The sequence below is a fragment of the Variovorax sp. dw_308 genome (genome assembly GCF_019207085.1).
Lineage (GTDB): Bacteria > Pseudomonadota > Gammaproteobacteria > Burkholderiales > Burkholderiaceae_C > Variovorax.
The window spans coordinates 1-24128 of sequence record NZ_JAATOM010000043.1; the positions used below are offsets into that span (position 1 = coordinate 1).

Annotated in this window: 19 protein-coding genes and 8 pseudogenes; 13 read left to right on the forward strand and 14 right to left on the reverse strand. The window is 59.8% G+C overall.

Annotation, left to right across the window (positions count from 1 at the left end):
• From HCU76_RS34890 to HCU76_RS34910, 6 genes and pseudogenes are all read right to left on the reverse strand, one after another.
• On the reverse strand, positions 1 to 705 hold a 705-nt coding region (locus HCU76_RS34890; protein ID WP_218511865.1), incomplete at its 3' end, for a hypothetical protein.
• A 755-nt stretch (positions 706 to 1460) separates the two neighbouring features.
• Positions 1461 to 1674: pseudogene (locus tag HCU76_RS34895) on the reverse strand (ATP-binding protein); the annotation flags it as partial.
• Positions 1675 to 1729: 55 nt separating this feature from the next.
• A complete protein-coding gene (locus HCU76_RS37030; RefSeq protein ID WP_371319954.1) occupies positions 1730 to 2389 on the reverse strand; it encodes a tyrosine-type recombinase/integrase in 660 nt (219 codons plus the stop codon).
• Complete coding sequence (locus HCU76_RS37035) at positions 2367 to 2747, reverse strand: site-specific integrase (protein WP_256354716.1); 381 nt, start codon at positions 2745 to 2747, stop codon at positions 2367 to 2369. The genes HCU76_RS37030 and HCU76_RS37035 overlap by 23 nt, the downstream gene beginning before the upstream one ends.
• Entirely contained in the window at positions 2744 to 3652 is a 909-nt protein-coding gene (locus tag HCU76_RS34905; protein ID WP_218511866.1) for a tyrosine-type recombinase/integrase, read from the reverse strand. The genes HCU76_RS37035 and HCU76_RS34905 overlap by 4 nt, the downstream gene beginning before the upstream one ends.
• Positions 3646 to 4893: a site-specific integrase gene (locus HCU76_RS34910; RefSeq protein WP_218511867.1), complete on the reverse strand. Its 1248-nt coding sequence runs from the start codon at positions 4891 to 4893 to the stop codon at positions 3646 to 3648. Before HCU76_RS34910 ends, HCU76_RS34905 begins: the two co-directional genes overlap by 7 nt.
• Positions 4894 to 5009: 116 nt before the next feature.
• Between HCU76_RS34910 and HCU76_RS37040 the strand changes: the two genes are divergently transcribed.
• Positions 5010 to 5237 (forward strand): ATP-binding protein, encoded by a 228-nt coding sequence (locus HCU76_RS37040; protein WP_371319955.1) that lies wholly within the window; start codon positions 5010 to 5012, stop codon positions 5235 to 5237.
• Between the two features lie 378 nt (positions 5238 to 5615).
• On the opposite strand, the pseudogene HCU76_RS37045 reads toward HCU76_RS37040, so the two are convergent.
• A pseudogene (locus tag HCU76_RS37045) lies at positions 5616 to 6133 on the reverse strand (IS3 family transposase); the annotation flags it as partial.
• A gap of 77 nt (positions 6134 to 6210) precedes the next feature.
• Between HCU76_RS37045 and HCU76_RS34925 the strand changes: the two are divergent.
• The 5 genes from HCU76_RS34925 (at position 6211) to HCU76_RS34945 (ending at position 12921) form a co-directional block, all read left to right on the forward strand.
• A complete protein-coding gene (locus tag HCU76_RS34925; protein WP_218511870.1) occupies positions 6211 to 7413 on the forward strand; it encodes an IS4 family transposase in 1203 nt (400 codons plus the stop codon).
• An 843-nt stretch (positions 7414 to 8256) separates the two neighbouring features.
• A complete protein-coding gene (locus tag HCU76_RS34930; protein WP_218511871.1) occupies positions 8257 to 9210 on the forward strand; it encodes a ferritin-like protein in 954 nt (317 codons plus the stop codon).
• 546 nt (positions 9211 to 9756) lie between these two features.
• Complete coding sequence (locus tag HCU76_RS34935) at positions 9757 to 10050, forward strand: c-type cytochrome (RefSeq protein ID WP_218511872.1); 294 nt, start codon at positions 9757 to 9759, stop codon at positions 10048 to 10050.
• A gap of 193 nt (positions 10051 to 10243) precedes the next feature.
• Positions 10244 to 11485: a hypothetical protein gene (locus tag HCU76_RS34940; protein WP_218511873.1), complete on the forward strand. Its 1242-nt coding sequence runs from the start codon at positions 10244 to 10246 to the stop codon at positions 11483 to 11485.
• A 239-nt stretch (positions 11486 to 11724) separates the two neighbouring features.
• Positions 11725 to 12921 carry a heme-binding protein gene (locus HCU76_RS34945; RefSeq protein ID WP_218511874.1) on the forward strand — a complete coding sequence of 399 codons (1197 nt, stop codon included), beginning with the start codon at positions 11725 to 11727 and terminating at the stop codon, positions 12919 to 12921.
• 769 nt (positions 12922 to 13690) lie between these two features.
• Here the strand turns inward: HCU76_RS34945 and HCU76_RS34950 are convergent.
• The 7 genes and pseudogenes from HCU76_RS34950 to HCU76_RS34980 form a co-directional block, all read right to left on the reverse strand.
• Positions 13691 to 14005: pseudogene (locus tag HCU76_RS34950) on the reverse strand (IS110 family transposase); the annotation flags it as partial.
• Between the two features lie 53 nt (positions 14006 to 14058).
• Positions 14059 to 15801, reverse strand: coding sequence for an IS1634 family transposase (locus tag HCU76_RS34955; protein WP_218511875.1), 1743 nt, complete (start codon positions 15799 to 15801; stop codon positions 14059 to 14061).
• A gap of 153 nt (positions 15802 to 15954) precedes the next feature.
• A pseudogene (locus HCU76_RS34960) lies at positions 15955 to 16887 on the reverse strand (IS110 family transposase); the annotation flags it as partial.
• A gap of 309 nt (positions 16888 to 17196) precedes the next feature.
• Positions 17197 to 17814 (reverse strand): DJ-1/PfpI family protein, encoded by a 618-nt coding sequence (locus HCU76_RS34965; RefSeq protein WP_218511876.1) that lies wholly within the window; start codon positions 17812 to 17814, stop codon positions 17197 to 17199.
• Between the two features lie 44 nt (positions 17815 to 17858).
• The gene (locus tag HCU76_RS34970; protein ID WP_218511877.1) at positions 17859 to 18176 is read right to left on the reverse strand and encodes a hypothetical protein; all 318 of its coding nucleotides are present in this window, start codon (positions 18174 to 18176) and stop codon (positions 17859 to 17861) included.
• Between the two features lie 32 nt (positions 18177 to 18208).
• Positions 18209 to 19792 (reverse strand): tyrosinase family protein, encoded by a 1584-nt coding sequence (locus HCU76_RS34975; RefSeq protein ID WP_218511878.1) that lies wholly within the window; start codon positions 19790 to 19792, stop codon positions 18209 to 18211.
• Positions 19793 to 20255: 463 nt separating this feature from the next.
• A pseudogene (locus HCU76_RS34980) lies at positions 20256 to 20489 on the reverse strand (transposase); the annotation flags it as partial.
• Between HCU76_RS34980 and HCU76_RS34985 the strand changes: the two are divergent.
• The 7 genes and pseudogenes from HCU76_RS34985 to HCU76_RS35015 all read left to right on the forward strand — a co-directional run.
• A pseudogene (locus HCU76_RS34985) lies at positions 20489 to 20765 on the forward strand (IS1634 family transposase); the annotation flags it as partial. The pseudogenes HCU76_RS34980 and HCU76_RS34985 sit on opposite strands and share 1 nt — an antisense overlap.
• A gap of 149 nt (positions 20766 to 20914) precedes the next feature.
• Complete coding sequence (locus HCU76_RS34990) at positions 20915 to 21157, forward strand: hypothetical protein (RefSeq protein ID WP_218511879.1); 243 nt, start codon at positions 20915 to 20917, stop codon at positions 21155 to 21157.
• Between the two features lie 193 nt (positions 21158 to 21350).
• Positions 21351 to 21821: pseudogene (locus tag HCU76_RS34995) on the forward strand (IS1634 family transposase); the annotation flags it as partial.
• Positions 21822 to 22471: 650 nt separating this feature from the next.
• Positions 22472 to 22996 (forward strand): winged helix-turn-helix domain-containing protein, encoded by a 525-nt coding sequence (locus HCU76_RS35000; protein ID WP_218511880.1) that lies wholly within the window; start codon positions 22472 to 22474, stop codon positions 22994 to 22996.
• Positions 22997 to 23018: 22 nt separating this feature from the next.
• A complete protein-coding gene (locus HCU76_RS35005; protein WP_218511881.1) occupies positions 23019 to 23327 on the forward strand; it encodes a transposase in 309 nt (102 codons plus the stop codon).
• Positions 23318 to 23650: a transposase gene (locus HCU76_RS37425; RefSeq protein ID WP_218511882.1), complete on the forward strand. Its 333-nt coding sequence runs from the start codon at positions 23318 to 23320 to the stop codon at positions 23648 to 23650. The genes HCU76_RS35005 and HCU76_RS37425 overlap by 10 nt, the downstream gene beginning before the upstream one ends.
• Positions 23650 to 23991, forward strand: a pseudogene (locus HCU76_RS35015) (IS1634 family transposase); the annotation flags it as partial. The gene HCU76_RS37425 and the pseudogene HCU76_RS35015, both read left to right, overlap by 1 nt.
• Positions 23992 to 24128 lie beyond the last annotated feature (137 nt).

A 24128-nucleotide genomic window follows, 5' to 3' on the forward strand; every position in this document is an offset into this window, starting at 1 on the left:
ATTGATGAGCGCGAACAAGAACTCAAGCGGAAAGTCCTTGTTCTGGGTATCTTGTTGCGCACCTTTACCGGATGTGGGGAGGCGTTGCGGCCGCCGAATTCCTTTCGATGCGTACTTCGCCACGCTGCCAAGCATGGAGTTCTGTCGCATCCGATGCACCTCGGCCGACGGTACCTTGATCTTGCCTTGCAATGCCTTGACGAGTCCGCCGGGTTCGCCGTTGTGTTCAATGCCGAGCAGGCTAGCTCGCTCAATTTCCTCGCGGGCAAGGGACTCCGAGAGTTCGAGGAAGTGGTTAACGCCCGCGAGCGTGTTGGAGAAGCTCCCAGGCTTCAAGGGCGACCAACGAAGTGCCGTTGCTGTTTGAGCCAACCAACAGTCGTCGGGGCTAGCATCTTTGTGCTCTTGAACTCGCTTCGATGTCAGCAACGACCCATCACGCAACAGGGTTGGGTAAGCGTCGATGACAGCGTTGAGCCGCCTAGCGGTCAGTGGCTTGTCACTAAAGACGCCGGCTTCAATCAGGTAGTCGAGGAGCCGACCGACGACCTCAAGGTAGCGCTTCTCAGTGCGGGGCGAGTACTTTTGGGCGAACTCAGCAAACCTCGTAAAGGCCTCAACTTCCTGACCATCCAGCGTATGCAGGCGGTAAGTCTTCCGACCGTTGCGTGTCGTAGTTTCGCGTTTCAGATTTTTGAGACTCAAGTCGCGTCCTCTATGTAGTTCGCGACCAATCATGCCGAGGCAAACGAGTCTCCTCAACGTTCATGTCAGACTTTCACGTGCTTGGGCCGCGCGGATGTTCTCGCCTGCCGCATTCATCTCGTGCGAACGAACCGGTATGCACGCATCGCTTGAATTTCAGGCGTTTCGACAAAATGGTCCCCACCAAAATGCCGGTGAAATGCTTCGGTGAATGCGGCGCGTTCCGACGTCGCGCAGCTCGCTCCGAATGAAAACTGGCCAGTGCCACGACCGCCTCGCATGCGTCACGGTGATGAATTCGCTCGACGCTTCGCACTTGTCAACTATTTTTTGTCACTTAGACAATATTGAACGACTGCCGGCGACGATCGCGCCCTACTTCACTGCGGACGCACAGCACGCATGTGTCGCTAAATAGAGACAACCATAATTTGAGTGTGGTCTTTTCGTCGAGCAAAAAAACTCTCGCGTGGGCTCAAATGACGACTGCGCTGCATTCCACAGCACATTTCACGGGTCGGGCGGGCCCTTCGATTGCCAAACAATCCCTCAGCATGGGTTTTACTGCGCTGATGACCCAAGAGTGACAAATTTGTCAATCGAATCAATGGCTTACAGGCATCCTCTCTTTGAGAGTGTCTAGCGATGACGCTCATAGGTGTCGGCGCCGATTCGATATTGACCGCCCGCGCCGATCGAATTTTGACCAGGGAGTGGAAGCCGACTTTTCCCGCGCGGCGCGAGGAGTTCTGCCGTCAGATGCTCGCCTCCGGCGGCGATGGTGGATCGGCCTTGCGAGCCTGCTCGCGCGCCTTGATGCGCTTCCTGGCCACCGCACTGCTGTGCAGGAACCGATGGCTCTCGTTGCCCCGTCTCCACGATGTGGCAATGGTGCGTGAGTCGGTCCAGCAAGGCCGTCGTCATCTTCGCGTCACCGAACACACTGGACCATTCGGCGAAGGTGAGATTTAATGCGGCCAAGATTGTTATGCAGACTCCCCTCCCCGAGAGCATGACGACTGCTCTACTTCGAACGACTTTCGCGCCGCATAAAAGAAGGTGATGTCAGCGAGGCGATCAACTTGTCGCTGGCGCGGAAGCGCCCCGATCTGAGATGCGGAGCAGTGTTGGCGTTGAGGGCCTCGAGCTTGATGGACAGATCAGCGCGCGTGTAGATTTCGGTCGTTTGCATGTTGACATGTCCGAGCCACAGCGACACCTTTCGAAGATCTTTGGTTGCCTCCAAGATGGCCAGCGCACAACTGTGCCTCAAGACGTGTGGAGATATACGCTTCTCATTCAGAGAGGGACATCGCTCGCCCGCGATGCGGACATACTTCTCCAGGATGTACTCGAAGCCTGACCGGGTCATCGGCTCACGCCTCGCATTTACGAAGAGTTCCGGAGCTTGAACTGGGCCTCGTACAGCCAACCAGGCGCGGAACGCCACGGTGGTCACTTTGCACAATGGTAAGCAGCGTTCCCTACGACCCTTCCCATGAACAACAATGCTGGCCTGTGGAGTCAGCGACAGGTCGTCGAGGCGAAGGCCGGTGAGCTCAGAAAGGCGCAGTCCGGCGGCGAAGCACCAATGCAGCATTGCACGATCTCGGACGCCCGGCCAGTCAATTGGCCGCGGAGCGTCAAGCAAGGCCTGAATCTCATCCTTGCCGAGGTGCCGCAAATCGTGAATCCGTCTTCTTCATGGGTATCGCGAGGATCCGTTGAATCTGCTCAAGAGCCGACGGAAGCCGGTATTCCATGAAGTGCATGAACGACTTGATTACGGCCAGACGAACGTTCCGTGAGCTGGCGCCGTTCGCGCGATTGGTCTCCAGATGACGAAGGAAGCCAACCACCAATGGAGCGTCAATTTGTTCGAACGTCATCTTTGATGGCGCAACTCGCAGACGATTGCTCGCAAACTCCAAGAGCAGCCTGAAGGCGTAGGCATACGAATCACTGGTGTTCACGCTCACGCGTCGTTCGAGAGTCAGGCGCTCGCTGAAGAACGCGGTCACATGCGGGGCGAGCGAAGTCATACCCAACCTCCCGCGACGTGCGTCTCGCAACACTCGGCAATGCCGCGCATGAGCTCTGGAACTGCTTCAAGGTACCAGTACGTGTCCGCCGCCTTGGTGTGTCCCAAGTAGGTTGAGAGCATCAACAAATGCTTGGTGATGTGATCTCTCCCGTCTGGACAGGTCTGCAGCGAGCGAACCGCAAAGGCGTGTCTGAGTGAATGTGGCGTCGCTCGACGATTCCCTCGTCCTCGAGGCAACCCCATCTTGGCTGCCAACGTTCGGAAGGCACAGTCAACGTCGGCCGATAGCAGCGGCTTACGACGCAGCGATATAAATACGTGATCGTCGAAGGGTGCATACGGACGCCGGTCCTGCAGGTAGCGTTCCAGGCCAGCGCGAGCACTCTCATGCAATGGGACCAGTCGACTCTTTTTGAACTTCGTGTCGCGGATCATCAGGCCATCTGGCGTGAGGTCGGCGTATCGCAATCGAATGGCCTCTGAGACGCGAAGTCCTGTACAAGACAGCAGAGCGAACAGCGTGCTGTAGGTCTTCCTTCGCAAAGTTCGATAGCCCGACTGGGCAGCCAACTGGACGAGTTGGCCGATCTGCTCGTCGGAGAGGATGTACGGAGTCGGCCGAGGCCGGCTTGCACTGCCGAAGATCCTGGGTGGGATTTGGTGGCGTGTATCTTCGGCGCGCAGATAGCGAGCCAACCGCTCGATGTCTCCCAACCGACGGGCCCGTTGATGAATCGACGGAACCCTTGCCGCCCAATCTATGGCCGTCTGAGACTCGACCCAACGCTGGCCCAGTCCATCCGCATACGCTGCGAAGCCTCTCAAGTTGAAGCTTGTGGTTCTGATGTGGAAGCCAGCGGCTCGTCGCTCTGACAGATAGGATTCAACGGCGCGGCTTAGCATGGTGCCACCTCCGGCCACGGTTGGGCAATCTGCTGCAGCGAGGTGACATCAACCTTGGCATAGATTTGCGTGGTCTCGACGCTCCTGTGCCGAAGCAGATCCGCGATCTCTTGCAGCGACGCGCCTTGCCGCAACATGGAACTGGCAACAGAATGACGCAGGAGATGCGCCGCACCTCGGCCCGGCTTGGAAACCCCGGCACGACTTATGGCTGTGTCGACAAGCACCGAAACGGCGGCGTGCGACCTCAGGCCTCTGAACGGGGCACGAGTGCGAAGGAAGAGTTCATCAACGCAATTCGCAGGCCGCCCGTGCTGCAGGTAGTCCACGATCGCTTGCCCGACTTCTTGACTCAGGGGCAGCTGTGTTTGCCGGCGGCTCTTCCAGCAGACCTGAATTGTTGCCTCCTTCCAGTCGATGTCCTGCAGACGCAATTGCACGATGTCGCCCGCGCGCAGTCCCAGTCGCGCAAGTAGCAGCAGAATGGCTCGGTCCCGCACACCCGCCGGTGAAGACAGATCGCAAGACGCAATGATGCGTTCAACATCCGGGGGCGCCAGGACTCGCGGCAGCGAACCGAGGCGCCAATGGGCCAGCTTGGGGATGGCACCCAACAATCCAGGCGAGCAGCGACCATCGGCGATCAAGAAGCGTAGGAACATGCGCAGCCCAGTCGTACAGTGATTTGCCGCTGCCCACCCTACTTGCTGACTCCGCTGCATAACGAACTGTCGCAAGAAGCGCGCGGTCAAGGTGCTGGGATCTTCGTCAATGAGACGGATCAATTCTCGTATCGGCCTTCCGTAGTTGGACAGCGTTCCAGCGGTGGAGCCACGTTGGTCTCTCATCCACTGGAAGAACGACTTCAACAACTCCGGCTCCGGAGCGACTGCCTCGGCGAGGGGGATGGCGGCGCCTTCCGCGCCATGCAGATTCGCGAGGAACAAGCGCGCTCCGGTGAGGATCTCTGCGCGAGCCCCACAGTAAAACCGACCGCAGCGACATCGGCAGAGATGCCTATCGAAACGCTCGAGAGCGGGGCCGTCCAAATCGTCGACCCATAGACTATTGCGCAGCGCCCAGTGAACGATGTGCTCCGCGGACCGGATGTGCCGACGGGCTGAGATCTTCGAGTAGCCACTTCGGAACAAGTAGCCGGCGAAATCTTCAAGCAGCGGGCCCGATGGGCCCTCGTGAATCGCGTACATCCGCGCCGACTCGTTAAAGAACTTTGAGAGCATGACGACCTCCATGTTGACAAGGGAGGCATGCCACTTTATGCGGAGTCGCGCCGCGTCGACCGCCGGGCACACGCCCAGTTGCATCGCGCGGTGAGTTCGCTCAACTCAGCGTAAAAATTGGCTCCGCATTAAACAGACGATTCGCCGACTGGGGCGAGGTCTTCCCCAACGCCGCATGCGTGGTCTCTCTGGTCGACCGACTGATGCACCGCGCCGAGGTCGTGCGCATCGAGGGCGACTCATACCGCCAGAAGGAGGCCGAGGAACACGCCGCGCAACGCGCGGCTGCTCGACGCACCGCGGCTGGCACGAGAGCCGCTTCGACACGCACGCCGCGTGCGTGAGGTCATGCCCAGGCCCGCGCCGACGAAACCGTCATCGCGGCGCAGTCGCACCAAGCGACCGAGCGCCGCGTTCGCGCTGCCGTCGCACTGGTCACCCGATCAGGCGCTCGCCGTCTTTGAGTGCCTTGAGTTGCTGCGCGAGCAACTCTGGAGGGCCTACGGCTCCGAAATCCAGCGAGCGTGGCGCCATCAACTCGTCCACGATCGGGTCCCACCCCACTTCGACCTCGACGCACCGTTCTAAACACGTCGCACGCCGACCCACGAACAGATGGCCCCTCGCGGGGCCATCTGCCATTCATCCACCCAAGACCATCAGGGCCGATACAAAACCGCGTCCTCGCCAGCGAATAGACGCGGATCTATACCGGCGCCAACAGCGGGCGTCGGTCGCATCGCCTCGGGCCTGCCATCGCCCGATTCGAGGCCCTGGTGGGCGGTCCAGCGCTGCAGGGTGCGTGCGGTGATACCCACCACCTCGCAGGCCTCGTGCAACCGGGCGCCAGATCGGCGCGCGGCTTCGATGTCTCGGGCATGTTCCTGGCGATCTTCGAGGCCAATCATTCGTCCTCGCCCTGCGTGTTTCTTCTGAAGATCGCCTCGCATTTTTTTGAGAGCACCAGCAACGCTGCCGTCTCGGCCAGGGCCTTGTACTTGCGTCGGACTTCGCGCTCGAGTTCCTTGATGCGCCGGCGGTCCTCTCTGGTTTGCGAGGGGCTCGCACGCACCTCCTCGGGCGCGGCCAGTGCCTGCGTCGCGCTGACGCGCCACTGTTGCAACTGCTGCAGGTACACGCCGTTCTCGCGGCACCAGGCGCCGCGCGAGGCCTCGTCCATGGCGGCGGTCGTGATCACCGCTTCAAACCGCGCCGCGGCCGTCCAGACCCGCGCCTTGGCCCGGCCTAGACACAATACTGTTCAGATAGAAGATTCTGTGCGACAATTCGTTCCCGTCTCCACTACGGACGGAATCGATGGCACGAACAAGGAAGGCGCTACCGGCTCGAGTTGACACGGCGCACCTGATCAGCGCTGGGGTGCTTGCGGCGGTGTGTCCGCGTCCGCTGATCGACGAGGTGCTCGCCGAGACGGGCAAGGCCAGCCAGCGCGAGCGGCTGTTGCCTGCGGCTGCGGTGGTGTATTACGTGATGGCGCTGGCGCTGTGGCGCGAGGCGCCGCTGGAGGAAGTGCTTCGCGTGGTGTGCGAGGGTCTGCACTGGCTGGGCGGCGGGCAGGCCGAGGCCGTGCAGGCCAGCAAGTCGGCGATCTCGCAGGCGCGAACCCGCTTGGGGCCCGAAGTGATGCGTCGCCTGGCACAGCGCGTGCTGCGCCCGCTGGCCGCGCCCGGCGCACCTGGAGCGTGGTATCGCGAGCGGCGCGTGATGGCGTTGGACGGCAGTTGCCTGGACGTGGCCGACGAGCAGGCCAATGCACAGTTCTTCGGCTACCCCACGGCCGTGCGTGGGCAGAGCGCCTTTCCGCAGGCGCGTGTGCTTGGACTGGTCGAATGCGGCACGCACGCCGTCGTGGCGGCGGACATTGCTCCTTACGCGCGCAGCGAGAAGGCGATGGCCGCCCAAGTGCTGCCCGACTGGTTGCGCAAGGACATGCTATTGCTGGCGGATCGGGGCTTTTACAGCTTCAAGCTGTGGCAACTGGCCTCGGGCAGCGGGGCCGCGCTGCTGTGGCGCGTGAGCGCCACGCTCAAGCTGCCGGCACAGCAGGTGCTGGGCGATGGTTCGTACCTGAGCACCGTCTACGACAGCAGTGCCGACAGCGCCCGGCGCCACGGCACGACCGTGCGCGTCATTGAGTACGCGCTGCACCACTCGGCCACCCCCACCGAAAACAGCTACCGATTGATCACCACCGTGCTGGACGCCGACCAGGCACCAGGCCTGGAGCTGGCGGCGCTGTACCACGAGCGCTGGGAAATCGAGAGTGTGTTTGACGAGTTCAAGACGCACCTGCGAGGCGCCAGCACCGTGCTGCGCAGCAAAACGCCCGATCTGGTGCAGCAGGAGCTTTGGGGGCTGTTGCTGGCGCACTTCGCCGTGCGCCAGCTCATGGCGCAGGCGGCTTGGCAGCAGCAGCTCGATCCGGACCGCTTGAGCTTCATGCACGCCGTGCGCGTGATCAAGCGAAAAATGCCGCAAGCAGCGGCCGTTCCCCCCTGAGCGCCTCGGAAGTTGGCGCGACGCGCTGCTCGCCGAGATCGGCCGCGGCCGCTACAACCCGCGAGGGGTCAAGCGCAAGATGAGCAACTTCAAAGTGCGACATCGCGGAGCGGAACTCCACCGCAGGCATGAGCCGACGCCGGCGTTGCGCGTGCTACGTATCTGAACAGTATTGGGCCTAGACAACGACTCCGAGCGCCAGCGCTCCAGCGTGTCCACGCCGACTCCAATCTCTCGCGCCACCGCCTCCGGCGGTGCGCTCTCCGGCGGCAGCATGCGCGCTACCGCTCGGTCCTTGAATGCTTGTCCGTATCGAGCCAATGTCTTCTCTCATCCACACCCCCGAGTTGTTGAAGCAACGGTGCAGGGGGCCGGCGCCTTCGGCGCCGGCACAAGGCTGTGGATTTGTGGACGATGCGCTTCGCGCACCGGCCAGCTTGCCGTGGACAACGCGATTCCGCGTTGCCCACCGCGCCGGCCTTCGCCCACAAGCTCCACAGCCTCCCACCACCATCAATGAAACCCAAACCCCAAAGGCTCAGGCCCTATCGGGGCGACAACTATTGTGACGCGGGGGGGGAAGCCCTTGTAGCGACAGAACCCAGAGAATGACAGGCGCTTAACCGTCGCGCGTTCGATGCAATGATGACGATTGAGTACACGATCTCCGCAAGGACGATCTCCTTACCTTTGTGGATGACGGAGCTCCGTTCAGCCGGTAGAATTGCAGAAATAACGGAAGGTCGCGGTCGTCGGTGACAAAGCGTTGACCAATTTCTATTCACGATCATAGATAATGGTGCTAGGCAGTGTAGTAGGTTCGACCGAACGGGGAACTTCCAGATGAAAACCATCTCTGCGTTTGTAAGCGAAGGAATCGCCACTGTTCCCGAACTACGTGATGCGCTGCAACTGGCCATGCAGCTCGAGTTCTCGACAATTCCACCCTATCTCTGCGCCCAATGGTCGATCGATACAGGCGCAGACGCGGGTGGCATAGCCGGAATGATAGGGAGGATCGTCATACAGGAAATGTACCACGTAGCACTGGCCGGAAATATGCTTTCGGCTATAGGCGGTGTGCCGGCAATTGCCAATGCGGACTTCATCCCAGCATATCCGACCAATAGTTTGCCCGGCGGTATCCCGCAAGCACTCGCAGTCGATCTGAAGCCCCTGTCCAATCAACCGCAGGACCAATCGCAGCTCGATGTATTTTTGCAGATCGAGAAGCCGGAATTTCCCCCAGTTGCGCTCCTCGTGGCCGTGGCACCAAGCACCATAGGTGCGTTTTACACGACACTTTCTCAAGCGTTCGGTACGGTCCAGAACATACCGTTCAATTCCAATGCTAATTTTGTAGTCTCTGGCGAAGCTGTCGCAATCAGGAATTTGGGCGATGCACAGAGTGCGATCGCACGAATCAAACAAGAAGGCGAAGGACTGGCTGGTGATCCCGATGAGCCGCAAGGGGTGGGAACACCGTTCGCCCACTATTACACGTTCAAAGAGATTCTGAAGGGTCGAAGGCTTAAAAAGACAAATGGTGCGTGGAGTTTCGATGGAGATGCTATAGCATATCCGGCGCACATCTACGATTTTGCTCCATCCAATACTGTTCCAAACCCGTCGCTTACCTTCAATCGGCTTCTTGCGACGCTTCTGACGCAACTACAAGCCTGTTGGACAAATGGAGCACCGTTCGACACCGGCGCGATGGACGACCTGCGGACCGAGGGAACCTCTCTGATCCAGCGGGGTATTCGACCGCAGTTTGTCTGGGCCGATCCAGTTTAAAAAGTAATTGGCGGATCAAGTCTGGGTATTTCGGGTTCTGTCGCGATGAGCCTGGCGGTGCGTTGCAAGGCCGACGTTGATGTCGCTCAGCGAATGGCGAAACTGTAGAAGCGGTCGGCTTCAGATCCGACTAAGTCCGTGGAGCAGCCTGCTCGTCGGAAGCCATCTGCCGGCCGACAACAACCGGGTAGAGAACCAGATTCGGCCGATCGCCATCGGGAGATCCTTAAGGTCGCCAACCCCTGCCATCATCGCAGGTCCGGGAGCTGCTGAGAACATGCGCGGCAGTTAAGCCACAAACGGACGTACCGCGTCTCGTCAAGCGTTGCTACACGGTCAACTGCGCGCCGCTGACATGCCTCCACATTAGGAACCAGCATACCTCGTCTGCTTGGATTAGCTCCGAAGCCCCCGCGAGCGACTACGGTATTGGCGGCGTCTGGACCATCACATCGCCGGATGGCCTACCTCCTATGGGGGAGTGAATCTCTTAACACGCGTCCTGAAAGGTCGTATTCTGTGCTCCCCCACGCCCGAGGAGGTCGCATGCAGAAGAGTCTTGCAGTTTTCTTTTCTTTTTTGGCCTGCTCGACAATAGCTGCACCCCAATCGCAACTAGCAAATTGCCTAGCGTGCCACCAACAAGGCTCGACAAGCGCACCGACCTTTAGGCAAATTGCCCACAAATATGCCGACCAACCTGCCGCCGTTCAGACCTTGTCAAATAAGATCCGTAACGGGAGTACGGGCACATGGGGAACGACCTCGATGCCTGCGAATCCAGGGATTACTGATGCCGACGCGAAACAGCTCGCGTCTTGGGTACTTAAGCAAAAATAAATAATTTCCTCTCTTCACAAGGTTCCCTATGACAATAGAGAGCATTCCTGTGCCGTCGCCAAACGCAATTCGCGCTGAGCTCTATCCCTACGGAGTCCTACCTTGCCCGACTATGCCAGCAAAATGGCGCGCGAGAGTTCTCTTGACGCCGGCTGGACGCGCGGCCCACCCAAGTCCGCCATATTCAGATGAATTGATCGTCGCGAAAGTGTTGTATGAGGAAGCTGGCCCGAATGCGCTTTTTATGCGCTTCCAAATGTATGCCATCGAGACGGCAATGTTTTACGACATATTTTTTGCTACCGTGGGCGGACGGTCCTCTTGGTGGTGGCTTGCCTCTGATCCGTCGATCCCAGAGTCAATGCAATCCGCCGCGTACGGTCCATTTACATCAAGTGCGGTAGTACCTAAAAGAGACTTCCTTTCTGAAGAGGGATTCTCTCATGCGGGGAGCTGGAAGATTTTGAGCCGGATGCAGGACTCTTTCTCCGGGAAAAGAAATGCGCCAGCAGGCACATGGTATTGGCATTCACAGACAACGAAGACGCTTTCCCGAATCATGAATGCTTCCGGGAATGATTTCAAAGTACCGGTATTTGGAGCAGCCTATCTTGTAGACTTTTACGAATTTCAATCCGACTCGAACATTGACTTAAGCGGGATAAAAGCTAAATGTAGCAATGCAAAGCCGGCTTCGCCTGCCGGATCACTATTGGAAGCTTACCATCTGTGGGCAGCGTTTCACGCGTGCCCCGACGAAGCCAAATTTCCTTGCACTCTTCTTGATATTCAGTCTATAGTTCCCGGCATTTTTACGGGATCGACTTACGGACAAAATGACCCACCATCGTGGACGGAGCGCGTGAGCAGCTACTGCTACATGATTGGCCAAGATTTATATCCTTACTATTGCCAGCTTTGGTACGATTGGACGCTCGGCGTGCAGGTAACTGTCTTTTTCAAGCAAGATTCCGGCGGTAACTATAGTGTGCGATCTGATGAAATACTTCCCAAAGGAAGAGTCGGCCCTGACATTGTTTACTCTTGGAATGCCACTAAATGGAATCCAACTTGCTTTGATAAGTCTGGTGGGGTAGTGCCTATGCCCGTACCTAATTTCGTAAAAGCAGACGGAGGGCGCTGTCGTGCGGTTATCAAGGCGAACCCATATTTTGGTGATATGTCCATCTGGAGCGTATACATGGGCGATGCAAGGGGTGCGGCCGACTTTTGGTATTGGTTCGACAGCCAGCAACGTGGAGTGCTATTTTCGCTAGCGCCTGCGGGAGATCTCACAATCATAGATTATCGGACCTTGGTCCGGGACGCCGTTTTCAATCCTGACTATTTGGCAGATCGGTCCAATGAGGTCGCACAATGCGGTCCTAATCAAATACTTCAACTGCAAGCGAAGCCGCGATTTCTAATGATGTGAGCGGCCGCACCAGAGGCAATCAGCGAACCTCTTCAATCTCTTTCAAAGACCTTCTTGACGAGCCTCAATATGAATCGCACATTGCGGACGCTAACAAGCGTAGTTCTGCTTCTTGTTGGTTCAAGGCCGTTCGGAGTCAGGTCACAAGTACCAATAAATCGACTAGATGCCATAGATTATCCCAGTCGTCACGCGTGGGATCTTTTTCTCCTGTTGAATCATCCAGCCAAGGAATGACAATGAATCATAATCTGATTGAGAAAATGACTCTTAGTGGTCGACAAATTTCGCTCGCCGAACAGGACGACCCGAGACTTGGTCCGCTCCGCTGGCTTCCAGGAACATGGAAAAACACAGAAGAACTAAAAGGCCAAGGGTTTAATATGATTGCTCTTCCGTTCGCCAATTCCCCAATTTATGGGCGGTCGGAAAATGGGTATAGGCTTCTGATGAATCAATATGACGAGTCGTTAAATTTCATTTTGGCGGACGCTGGCGTTCCGAACAGAGGAGTTGATCCGCCGGACCAAGCTGTAGCCACGCAATCCGATCAAACGGTTGTTGCATTGAGTTATACACAGATAGTTACTCAAATCGCCTCTGAGGATTCTTTCGTGGTTAGCGCAAATGGCCAACCAAATTCAACGCTGTCGAAGACCGACATCTCAGACAAATTCAACGGCCAGCCTATACATCATGAGCCCGGGCTTTGGCTTTACATGACGAATCAAAATATCTCCGATCCCTCGGGAGCCGAAATTAATATTGCACGCATGGGATCTATTCCGCATGGAAATAGCTTTATTGCCGTTGGATCATTTCAGGATTTAGACCCAGCACAACCGATTCCAATTTCATCTATCAACGGTGTCGTTGAAGGCGGCGGACCAAATCCAAATGAGCGCCCGCTCGATCCGATTTTAAAGCCGGGAACCAACATTATTGGGGTAGACTACTTCGGTCCGTTCAGGCATTTTAACCAAAATCCCTTCAAAGGAAGTAAAATTATTCTTGGGTATGCTGGATTTGAACCGGTTGGCCCGACCAAATTACTGCGTCACACTTTGGATAATGTACTTGCTAATATTGGGGCAATCAAGCATGTCACGCAGTTGAGCGTGGATTCCACCGTCGATATCTCCGGGATTAATAGAATCTCGAACCCAAGCATAGGCAATACACCATTCATTGCACGTCAAGCTGATACAACGTCGTTCAATGCGAATTTTCTTATTTACGAAATAGAGGATAAAAACACCGGCGAATTGCGGTATTTCCTGCAATATGCTCAAACTGCGATGCTCGACTTCATCAATCGGCCCGACGGTCACCCTGGCAGAGCAAGATGGCCTCACGTATCCATTAACACATTGGAGCGTGTTCGGGATGCGAGTCCCCAAGCGATAGTGGATAGTTTGCCATCTAAGCAAGAATAGGAATGTCCACGGGCCTAGTGGATAACCGTCAGCGACAAAGTTCAAGCTGACCTGAAAAGCGCACCGTTGTTATGCGCGAGGCCTGACGCCTGTTCGCAAGAGGCACCGCGACCAAGCACACGGGCGATTGCCACCGCTTGTGGGGGCAATAGCGACCCCGCGTGCTTGCAGAGCCGAAGTGTGCGGGACCAGTTCATCGCGTCGCCTCGCTTGCCTACATCCCGCCCGCGCGCGAGTTGATCTCTATCTAGGTGTTGAGTCTCAAGAGGGTTGTTCACACCCGGGATACGGGTGATGAGCGGCTGATGGTTCAGGGCGGAGTGTGGCCGCAGCCAGTGTAGCCGTCAATCGTAGAAGCAGTAAATCTAGTACTGGCCACGAGCGCCACCTGCCTGGGACGGGTGCTCGCGCAGTCACAGATTTACCCTCGAAGGAAAGAAAGTAAATCCGGTACTTCGCAACCGCGCGAAGAAAATTTGATACTTCGCGAATCCAGCGCATCGAGAGCTGCGTAAGGTGTTGAATCATGAGGAGTTTCGCGCCCCGCTTCTCGACGCCGCTGCACGCGCCACGCCCACGAAGTGCTTCGCAGCTTGAGGGCTTCAGCCCCAAATTGGGCAGATGCTGCTGCCGGGAACCTCATGCCAATCGCTTTAAGCTGCTGTGTTACCCATGATAGTCCCCTTCTTAATGTGGAAGACACAGCCAGCCGAGCGCACGGAAGCCTGGCCTGACACCGGCCGGTGCATGGCAGCGGATCGTTAATCGATCAGGCGGCAGCGGACTCGGCCATGAAGCCGTGCTTGCGCAGCATTTTGATCCAGCGTGGGGCGTTGCGAGCCACACTCAACGCCTCATAGTCGACAGTCTTGTCCTCGTAGTGGCTGCCACAGGCCAGCATGGCGTAGATGGTGCGCAGCATCTTGTGCGCCAGGGCGACGACGGACTTCTTGTATCCCTTTCGGATGGCCAGCGCGTCGAACTTGGCCTTCAACGCGCAGCGCGTTCGGGCCGCCGCCTGCGCGAACTCGCACAACAGCCGACGTACCCAGGCATTGCCCCGGCGGATGCGCCCCCGAGTTCGACACCAACCGCTGTAAGTCCGTGATCTGTATAGGGCACCCTTACGGATTGCCACTACAACAGGTTTATTTGGGCGTCGTAAACGGGCTTCTTGATGTTTAGTGCGGCCAGCACTTCGCTCTGGCGTTGATTGACGGTGGAGACGCCCTGCAGGGGAGCGCCGCTGTTGATGCTGACGGTATGGCGCTGGATCCGGCGCAAGTCCGCCAATGCCGCTTCAGGGGACAGATCGCTGCCCGCAAGCTTCAGGCGCTGGCGCATCACGCGGTACAGGATCAACGCCATGAAGCAGATGCTGGCATGCGCCTTGATGCGCTCGGGCAGGCGATGGAAGACCGGGGCGATCTCGATCTCGGACTTGAGCACCCGGAAGCCTCGCTCGATGTCGGCTAGCGACTTGTAGCGCCGGATCACCTCGATGGAGGTCATGTCCTGCACGTTGGTCACCAGCATCAGCTTGCCGTCCATGAGTTGCGCTCGCGCCAGTGCAGTCTCATCGATCGCATAGGAGAACAGTTCGGACTTCAAGTCCACCTTGACGATGCGCGACAGATGCGCGTCGCAGATCTCGTGGAAGAAGCGCCCCTTGGCCCCTGAGTCCGAGAGCTTCCTGCCCCGATGGACCTTGCCCTCATCCTGCGCGTCGAGCTTGCCCGCGAGTTGATCGGCACGCTGCACCAGTGCATGGATGCGCGCTTCACGCTGCTGGCTCTGCTCGGCGGCGCGCAGCCGGTTATGCGCCACTACCAGACGAAGGCCCTGCCATCGGGTCTCCTGAACGATCTCGTCGTTTGAACCCGCATCACCCGCATCGCCGGCATCGCCGGCATCGCCCGCATCGCCGGCTTGGGCGAAGCTCGCCCCCATGGGCTCGAGGACGTCGACAAACTCCCCGTAACGCCGCCCGGGCACCGCCAGGATGAACTCCAGCGCCCGATCCCCCGCCAGGTGAAGCTTGGACAGTGCCTCGATGTTGTCCAGCGACAGCAGCCCCCGGTCGGCCACCACCACCAGACGCCTGATGTGCGGGTAGCGCGCCAGCACCTTCTTGAGCGTGGACTCAAGCGTCGGCGCCTCGGCCGTATTGCCGTCGAACACCTCGTGGTAGATCGGCATGCCGTCGGCCGTTTGCACCACGCCCAGCATGAACTGGCGCGCAATCACGCCCTCCTTGGACATGCCGAAGTGGCGCACGTCGCCGTCCTGCTGGCTGTGGCCCTCGGCCCGGATCGTGGTCAGGTCGTAGAACACCACCGAGAGGTCTTCATCGATCAAGGGGCGCAACAGTTGGGCCACGCAGTCGTCCACCGCCTGCTGGTGATCCATCAGGGCATCCATGCTGCGAAGCAAGTGCTGATGGCTCAGCTTGGCCACATCGATGCCGGGCATGCTGACGGTTTGCAGCCAGCGCAGCACGCCCAACTTGGACTCCGGGTCGCACAGCCGGTTGAAGACCATCACGCGGATCGCGTGCTCCACCGCGGTGGTGAAGCGCGCGCGCCGGAAGACGCCGCCGAGACATTCGAATCCCAGTTCGCGCCAGAGTTGGTCAAGCGCCCACACATCACCCAGGGCAAGAGCAGATTCGAAGCGCAGCTGGGGAGTGGAAGTCTCGCGCGGTGCGAGACCACGCGCCTTGAGCAGCGACTGCAGGAGCTTGTCGACCTGGCCGTCGTTCTCCTCAACGCGCCCGAGGTTGAGCAGATTGCGCTGGCGAGGTTGGCCGCTGTCGTCACGGAAGGACTCCACCAGTTGGGCGTAACTGTGGCCTTTGACGCGAGTGAGCTTGATGAACACAGGGCGCAGTGTAGCAGAGACTGCGCCAAAAGAAACTACATATGAATAGACAAGTTTAGACTACACAACTTCGTCGGCAAGCAACGCCAAGTCATTGATTTATATGGAGACCACCCTCACCAAATCGCCCGAAGGGCGGCATAAGTGTCGAACTCGGGTGCGCCCGCTCTTGCGTTTACCCGCGCTCTCGTTGTTGCCCGGGCAGATGCCCACCCACGAGGCCAGCCGCTCGGCACTGCCGAACACAGCCATGTCGGCCCCGATCTCCACCAAGAGCATCGCAGCACCTTGGATGTCGATGCCGGGGATGGTCTGCAGCAGATTCAACTGCGGCTGCCATGCCCGTAAGCCGTCCAGCAGGTACTGGTCCATGCGGGCGATGCGCTGCTCGATCTGCTCGATGTGCTGCATGATCTCCTCGGCCACGAAGCGGTGCACCGCGCTGAACTGCTCGGTGCTCAGGGCCTCGAACAAGTCGTCTCGGCTGGCCCGCAGCCGGCCCTTGCGGTCCAGCACCTCGTGCATGGCTTGGCCCGCAATGAGCGCCTTGACCATGGCCCGTGCACTGGCACCGTGGATGTCACTGACAACCACGTTGATGCGGATGCCCGCATCCACCAGCACCTTGTGCAGCCGGTTCTTCTCGGCGCTGCACATGCCCACCAGCTTCTGCCGCTGGCGCGCCACCAGGCGAAGCTGGCGCAAGTCGACCGGCGGGATGAACGACGCCCGCAGCAACCCGGCCCGCGCCAGCGTAGCCAGCCACTGCGCGTCGGCCATGTCGGTCTTGCGACCGGGCACGGCCTTCACATGTCTCGCGTTGACCACCCACGCGATGATGCCCACCGCCTCCAGCGCCGCAAAGGGGCTCTTCCAATACACCCCCGTGCTCTCCATGACCACCCCCTCGGGCCCGATCTCCAGCGACCACTGCGCCAGGGCGCGGCGGTCACGCTTGAAGGCGCCGAAGTCGCGTTTGATCACCTCCACGCGGCCGTCGTCATGTTCGACTACGGCGCAGGCCGTGATCTTGGCCTGGTGTACGTCCAGCGCAATGACGCGCTTGTGCATCGGGGTCAAATCCATTGCGGCTCTCCTGCAGCTTGAATCACAATCACAAGCGTGCGGACCCGCGCAGGTGCCACCAACCAACGGCCTGCCGAGCAAGCTCGGTGGCTCTGTTTAATGTGGGCTGTCAGGCGCGCCCTGACCCGCATGGGACTGGGCAACGCTCGCAGGCAATCCTGGGTACGAGTGGTCGGCGGCGGGTCAACTTAGAGATCGCGGTCCAAGGCCATCAATAAATTGATCGACCTCTACCCCCGCGGGTCCGCACACCCTCAGTGTCTTCCATCATCCGGGGTGCTCGCCCGGTTAATGTCACTTAGGTTAGCCTCAGGCGTCGTCGAGCGGGCAGCTTGTCACCGCCGGAATCTCGCTCGCTACTGGCGGTTTCGGATAATACTGGGTCGTTTGCTGGACGGACTGAGCCACCGCCTCGCCCTTGAGCAGCAGTATCAGCTGCAGGGCTTCGTCGAGCCCTGAAGAGATCCCTCCGCCGCTCAACCGGTTACGGTCGAGGTGGAACCGCGGATGACCTCCTGCCAGGGTCACCCGTGGATACTGACTGAAGCAGGGCTCAAATGCCCAGTGAGTCGTAACCTTGTAACCATCGAGAAGGCCCGCGGCGGCCAGCAGCAGCGCGCCCTCGCAGACCGAGCATATCCACTTCACCTGCGGCTTGGCGGCGTGGTGGCGCAGGAAGCCCAGGTAGTTCTCGTCCTTCATCAGCCGGTTCAACGCCTTGGGGTGACCGCCGGGCACCCACAGCACCTCGCCAGCCGGCGCCTGATTGAAGCTCGTGGTCACCACCAGGGTGACGCTGCCGTTGCAAGTGATCAGGCCAGGCGTCTCGGTCACAAGCACAACCGGAATCTTGGCCCAACGGAACATCTCGAAAGGGCCGGTGACGTCGAGCGCGTCAACATCCTGATAGACGGGCATTACGATCATGGATGGCTCCCGAAAAGGCCAGCGGACCGTCGCGACTCGCCTTCTCAGGCGATCTGCGTCATCGTCCCCGCGAACCGCATGAGGCCGTCCTTGGGGTCGGTGATGTTGGTGACGATGCGCATGAGCTGATAGTCCTCGAGGTGGACCACGGTCGTCTTGTCCGACTCCGTCCAAGTCACTAGGAAGAGGTCTTCGCGGACAGGGTCGACGGCGATGGTCACTGTCTCCTGGCCCACGTGGTCGCCGGCAGCGTTGAGGTTGTAGTAGGTCATTGAGGTTTCCGACGTGAAGTCAAGCTCAACGCGGAACTTCACGAAGTCCACGAGATAGCGGTGGCCGACGGCGGGAAATTTCTCGGACATGGCGGAACCTCTCTGCGGAATGGCCATCGGGGTCAGCGGATCTCGATCTGGAACCGCCTATGCGGAGCGCCGGGCGCGACCTTCGGCCCCTTGAGTATGCCGTCGCGGGTGTGCACCTCGACCTCGAAGGCGGCGCGGTCCACTACCGCTGCATCAAAGGCGTGGAGCGGCACCACTGCCTTGGTTTCCACATGGGTTTGGCAATTGGCGCAGCCCGATACATTCCATCGGCTGAGCACCGCCTCGGTCCCGATCAGGTAACGTTCGCTGTCGATGACTGCGAAGGTCGAGACCAAGAACGAACCGCGGATCTGGGCGCGGTTGATACCGGCGACGCGGACCATTTTGGTACTCATCGCCGCAGCTGGCGCGACGGCCTCCTTCCCAGGCTCTGCCGCGGTGAGGGCGGGCGGCGGCAGGGCCGGCACCGAACCGGGTCCATAGGTGTAGCCCAGCTGGGCCTCGATATTGATGCAGTCCAACGAGGTATAGGCCCGTTCGGCGGCGGCGTCGGCAAGCCGGAAGGGATCGAGCGGTGATTCCAAGGTCAACCATGAATTCGGTGCGACACCAGGGGTCGGGCCCTGATTGTCCACCGAATTGGTGCCTGGGTAACGCGCGATAATCGACAGCCGGTCGGTCGCTCCGTGCTTCTGCTGCCAGAGCCAGAACATCCGGTCCACGAAGCAGTGGTGGAAGTAGAAGATCGGGTCGAGGCCCGCCGTGTCGTTCTCGCCCATGTCGCCGTTGGCACCCTCCAGGGGCGAGGCGTCCATCACCTTCGGCAGGTCGAAGCCGCCAACCGCCAAGTGGATCGAGTTATGCGGACTCTCGAGCGAGCCGACCGGGACTTCGGCGGTGGCGTTGTACTCCTGCTGGGAGGTGGTGTTGGAGAACAGCGTGTAGTTCGGCGCCTCCAGGCAGCGGGCGTACTTGTCATGCACATTGCTCGTGACGGTCACGCCGTTGACGACGATCTTGCTTGTCAGCCAAGCGATAATGTTCTTGTTCAGCAGTGCGGTGTTGGTCGCCGGATCTGGGTACTGCGCATTGTGGGTCTGGGTGGCGGCAAGGTCCGAGGGGCCGACTAAGCCGCTGAGCGGATAGCGCACCGTCTCGTAGCCTTTGGGCTTGCTGTAGTCCGTGTCCGGAAACGGGCTCAGATGATCCTGTATGTTGCGGTTGAACACGAACGACTTCAGCGGATTGGGAATCACCACTCCGTCGAGCTTGTAGGTCTCGGTGGTCAGCGCCCAGGGCACGCCCTTGTTCAGGGACTCGTCGCTAGTCTCGTCCCAGAACGGCAAGGTCACGTCCGCACAGTCCGGGATACTGCGCAGCGCATCTTCCAGGCGCAACAGATAGACCCTGTGCCAAGTTGGAAAGAGGACGTTGCCATGATTGCAGTAACCGCCCCAGTAGGCGGAACTACCCCACCCGGCGCCGCGGAAGGGCTCGCCGTGGTACCCGCCGATCATGAAGAACGAATTCGGGTCGTCCGGCGGCAGCGCTTTGACGCCCTTCCAGGCCCGCATCAGGCTGTCGAGTTCTTTGGTGTTGCCGGCCAGATAGTCGGCCTGGATGTCCTCAAGCGCGCGGCGAATACGAAGGGTCATTTAGTGACAGGCTCCCGATTGGATGATTGTGCAAAGGGATAGCCGACGCGGCCCCGCCGTGGGGATAGCGTGACGACGCGCTCGACGAAGAGAAACAGGGTGATGAGCACCATTTACTCTGGTTGTTGCGGACTGCAACCTGGGAGCGTCATGGTATGACTGCAATGTGCGGCCGTAAAGGGAATCATCTGATCCAAAGAGCGGTCACGTTCGGGTGCTCCTCACAATTGATGAGAAACTCTCGCGCCTAAAAGGCGATGGCGCTCACCTCGGCGACAAAATCAGCGCCGCTGAATAGGCTACCTTGATCGGTGTTGACGTGTACTAGCAGGCTGCGGAAATACTCCCCTTCAAAGCGAGCCATCCTCGCCGTCGAGGGGGCGTTTTTCACATGGCGCATTGGACGGCGATTTCTGGAGCCGTTTTCGCTGGTTTGAGGGTTGTTTTGGGGCCTTTGTGTGCCTCAGAGCGCCTGCGGACGGATTTGCCCCAGCGAGCGCATGCGCGTCAAGTTGTACGCCGTCATCGTCAGCACAAACAGGTGGTCCACGCGCTTGAGTCCACGCACCATCACCTGACGAATTCCTCCCACCGTCTTCGCCCAGCCGAAGCCCTGCTCGATGAGCTTGCGCTTTCGTTGCGACAGGACGTAGCCCTCGCTCGCAGCGATGGCGTCGGGCACCGCAGACCGCCGCCCTGGGCGTGGTGCAAACGGCCGACGGCATGCCGATCTACCACGAGGTGTTTGACGGCAATACAGCCGAGGCGCCGACGCTTGAGCCCCACGCTCAAGAAGGTGCTGGCGCGCTACCCGCACATCAGGCGTCTGGTGGTGGTGGCTGACCGAGGCCTGCTGTCGCTGGACAACATCGAGGCACTGTCCAAGCTTCACCTGGCGGGGGATCGGGCGCTGGAGTTCATCCTGGCGGTGCCCGGGCGGCGTTACGCGGAGTTTGTCGACATCCTCGACTCACATTCCGCACATCGAAACTGTCAATAGACCCGAATTTCCGCCGCAGCGGAAGGTGGCTTCAGGGCTTGGCGAGATAGGCTGAGGCGGGCACTCCCAGCAAGCCGAGGACCTGGCGCTGCAGTTCGGTGAGTTCTGGCGGGAAGACTCGGATGACCTCGCCATTGGCCAACACCGACACGCGCTCTGTGAGGCTGAATAGCCGCAGGATGTGTTCGGTGGTGGGCGGCGCGACAGGCACGGGCCTCGGGGTAGAGGGGGAGCTGATCGATGTTGGCCGCCTGCATGCCCTGGCGCAACTCGCGCTCGATGAGCGCCTGCACCAGCAGGGCCAGGAAGTACAGGGTGAACAGGGCCTCGATTCTCGATGCATGGCTGGCCCTTGTGGGCGGTGAGCACTTGCGCGGGCGAGAGGCTGGAGTCGTTGCAAATCAACGGGTACATTCCGTCGCTTTTCTGGTCATAGGCACGCTGGGAAGAGAACACCGAACGCCTCATCGACGCCGTACAACCACCCACGCCTTGACCGGTCCCCAATCGTCCCGGTAATTGCGAGTTATTGCGTCGCAACATGTGCGGAATGTGAGCCTCGAGCCCATGGGAGCGAGCTTCGCCCAAGCCGGCGATGCGGGTGATGCGGGTGATGCGGGTTCAAACGACGAGATCGTTCAGGAGACCCGATGGCAGGGCCTTCGTCTGGTGGTGGCGCACAGCCGGCTGCGCGCGGCCAAGCAGAGCCAGCAGCGTGAAGCGCGCATCCGTGCACTGGTGCAGCGTGCCGATCAACTCGCAGGCAAGCTCGACGCGCAGGATGAGGGCAAGGTCCATCGGGGCAGGAAGCTCTCGGACTCAGGGGCCAAGGCGCGCTTCTTCCACGAGGTGTGCGATGCGCATCTGTCGCGCATCATCAAGGTGGACCTGAAGTCCGAGCTGTTCTCCTGGTCGTTCGATGAGACTGCACTGGCGCGAGCGCAACTCATGGACGGCAAGCTGATGCTGGTGACCAACGTGCAGGACATGACCTCCATCGAGGCGATCCGGCGCTACAAGTCGCTGGCTGTGAATGCTGGTCGGAATCCGCGTCTATGCGACGGCGAGGACGCGGTTTTGTCGGGGCGAGGCTGCGTACCAGCTGCTACGAGCCGAAGCGGACAATCCTCAGTCAAAGGAGCAGCGCGTGATGGAATCGGTTGGTCGCATGTTTTTGTGTGCCCGGTGTCGCGAACGCACCGTGCTCTGTAGCCGTTGTGACCGTGGCCAGATTTACTGCGGCCAGGCTTGCTCCCGCGCGGCACGAGTTGAAGCTCAGCAGGCAGCTGGCCAGCGGTACCAGTCCAGCGGCATCGGGCGAGTCAACCATGTCGAGCGAACGCGCAGGTGGCGCTTGCGACAGAAGGAGCGACGTGCGCCTGGCGCCCAGGATGCAGGCTCGGTGACGCATCAGGGTTCGCAACAAGCGCCGACCGCTGAGCCCGTCCTGCCAAGCAGTCTTTTGGCCCGGGTTGAGCCTTCGGCCGCGAATGAGGCAGCCCAAACGCATTGGTTCTGCCCTGAAATGTGCTGCCGCCCTGCACCCGTGGGTGCGGCTAGGGTTCGTCAATCGGCGCCGCGCAAGGGCAAGCCTGCGCTCGGCCAGAGCTCGCCCTCATACCAATTCGCGTTCAATAATTTAGATATGATGTCCTTCCACGAACTTCAAGGAGTCGTGGATGAAAACTTTGATCGTGGGCGACAAGCCCACTGTTGAACGCTTGGCCGAACGCCTGAAGCAAGCCAGCAGTCACGCGGAGTACCAACGCATCCAGTGCGTGCTCATCCGCGCTACGCTGGGCAGTTCGGCGGCGCAGATTGCCCAACTGCTGGGCTGGTCGGTCGGGACGGTGCATGTGATTCACTCGCGCTGGTCGAAGGAGGGGGATGCCCTCTTCGAGCTGCGCGGGCGAGGCGGCAGGAACCACCAGCACCTCACCCCTGAGCAAGAGCAACAGCTTTTGGCGCCATTCGTCGCGCGCGCCGAGGCGGGCGGCATGCTGACGGTGGCGGAGATCCAGCAGGCCTATCAGGAACAACTGGGCAAGCAGGTGGCCCCCTCCACGGTCTACCGTCTTCTGGATCGCCACGGTTGGCGCAAGGTGGTGCCGCGCCCACGACATCCCAAGACGGATACGGCGGCACAGGTCGCCTTTAAAAAAACTTCGCCGCACGGTACGCCGAGAGGTCGCGCGCCAGGCTGAACTTGGGCGCGAGGTGCGCCTGATGTTCCAGGACGAGGGTCGATTCGGCCTGCTGGGCAGTCCTCGGCGCTGCTGGGCGCCTCACGGCACACGGCCGATGGTCGGCGCGCGACTGGAGCGCAAGTACCTGTATGCCTTCAGCGCCGTCAGCCCGCACGACGGCGTACTGGACAGTCTGGTGCTGCCCTGGGTCAACGCCGAGACGATGTCGCTGTTCCTGGGCGAAGTGGCGCAGCGCCACGCCGCGGAGTTCGTCGTGATGGTGATGGATCAAGCAGGCTGGCACATCGCAGCTGGCGATCTCGTCGTTCCGCGAGGAACATGCGCCTGATCTTCCTGCCCCCGTACAGCCCGGAGTTGAACCCTGCCGAGCACCTGTGGGAGTCGTTGCGCGAGGACTGCTTTGCAAACCAACGTCTTCGCCAACCTGGAAGCCGTCGAGCGCGCCCTGACCAAAGGGCTTGTCGCCCTCGAATCCAATCCAGCACGAACCCAGTCAATGACCGGGTTCCACTGGATAACTTCTATATCTTTGAACGCAAATTAGTATCAAAAGGCGCGACAGAGGCAGGCATCGTCTCTGCGCTCGCTTCCATCAAAGTCGCAAAACCGCGTCCTCACCGGCGAATAGATGCGGATTTACATCAGCGCTAACACTGGCCGACATCGAGCGAGGCTTCCGGGTGCTCAAGTCCGAGATCGAGATCGCCCCGGTCTTCCATCGCCTGCCCGAGCGCATCAAGGCGCATGCCAGCATCTGCTTCTTGGCGTTGATCTTGTACCGAGTGATGCGCCAGCGCCTGAAGCTTGCGGGCAGCGATCTGTCCCCGGAAGCGGCATTGGCGGACCTGCGCCGGATCCAGCGCCATACCGTCAGCATCAACAGCGGCGCTCCCCTGCAGGGCGTCTCCACCGTCAATCAACGCCAGAGCGAAGTGCTGGCCGCACTGAACATCAAGAAGCCCGTTTACGACGCCCAAATGAACCTGTTGTAGTGGCAATCCGTAAGGGCGCCCTATACAGATCAAGGACTTACAGCGGTTGGTGTCGAACTCCGGTAAATATTCGGTGAACCCGTATCCCGTGTTGCCCGGCTACTGGCAGAGCACGGTGCCGAAGTCTTTGCGTAGCG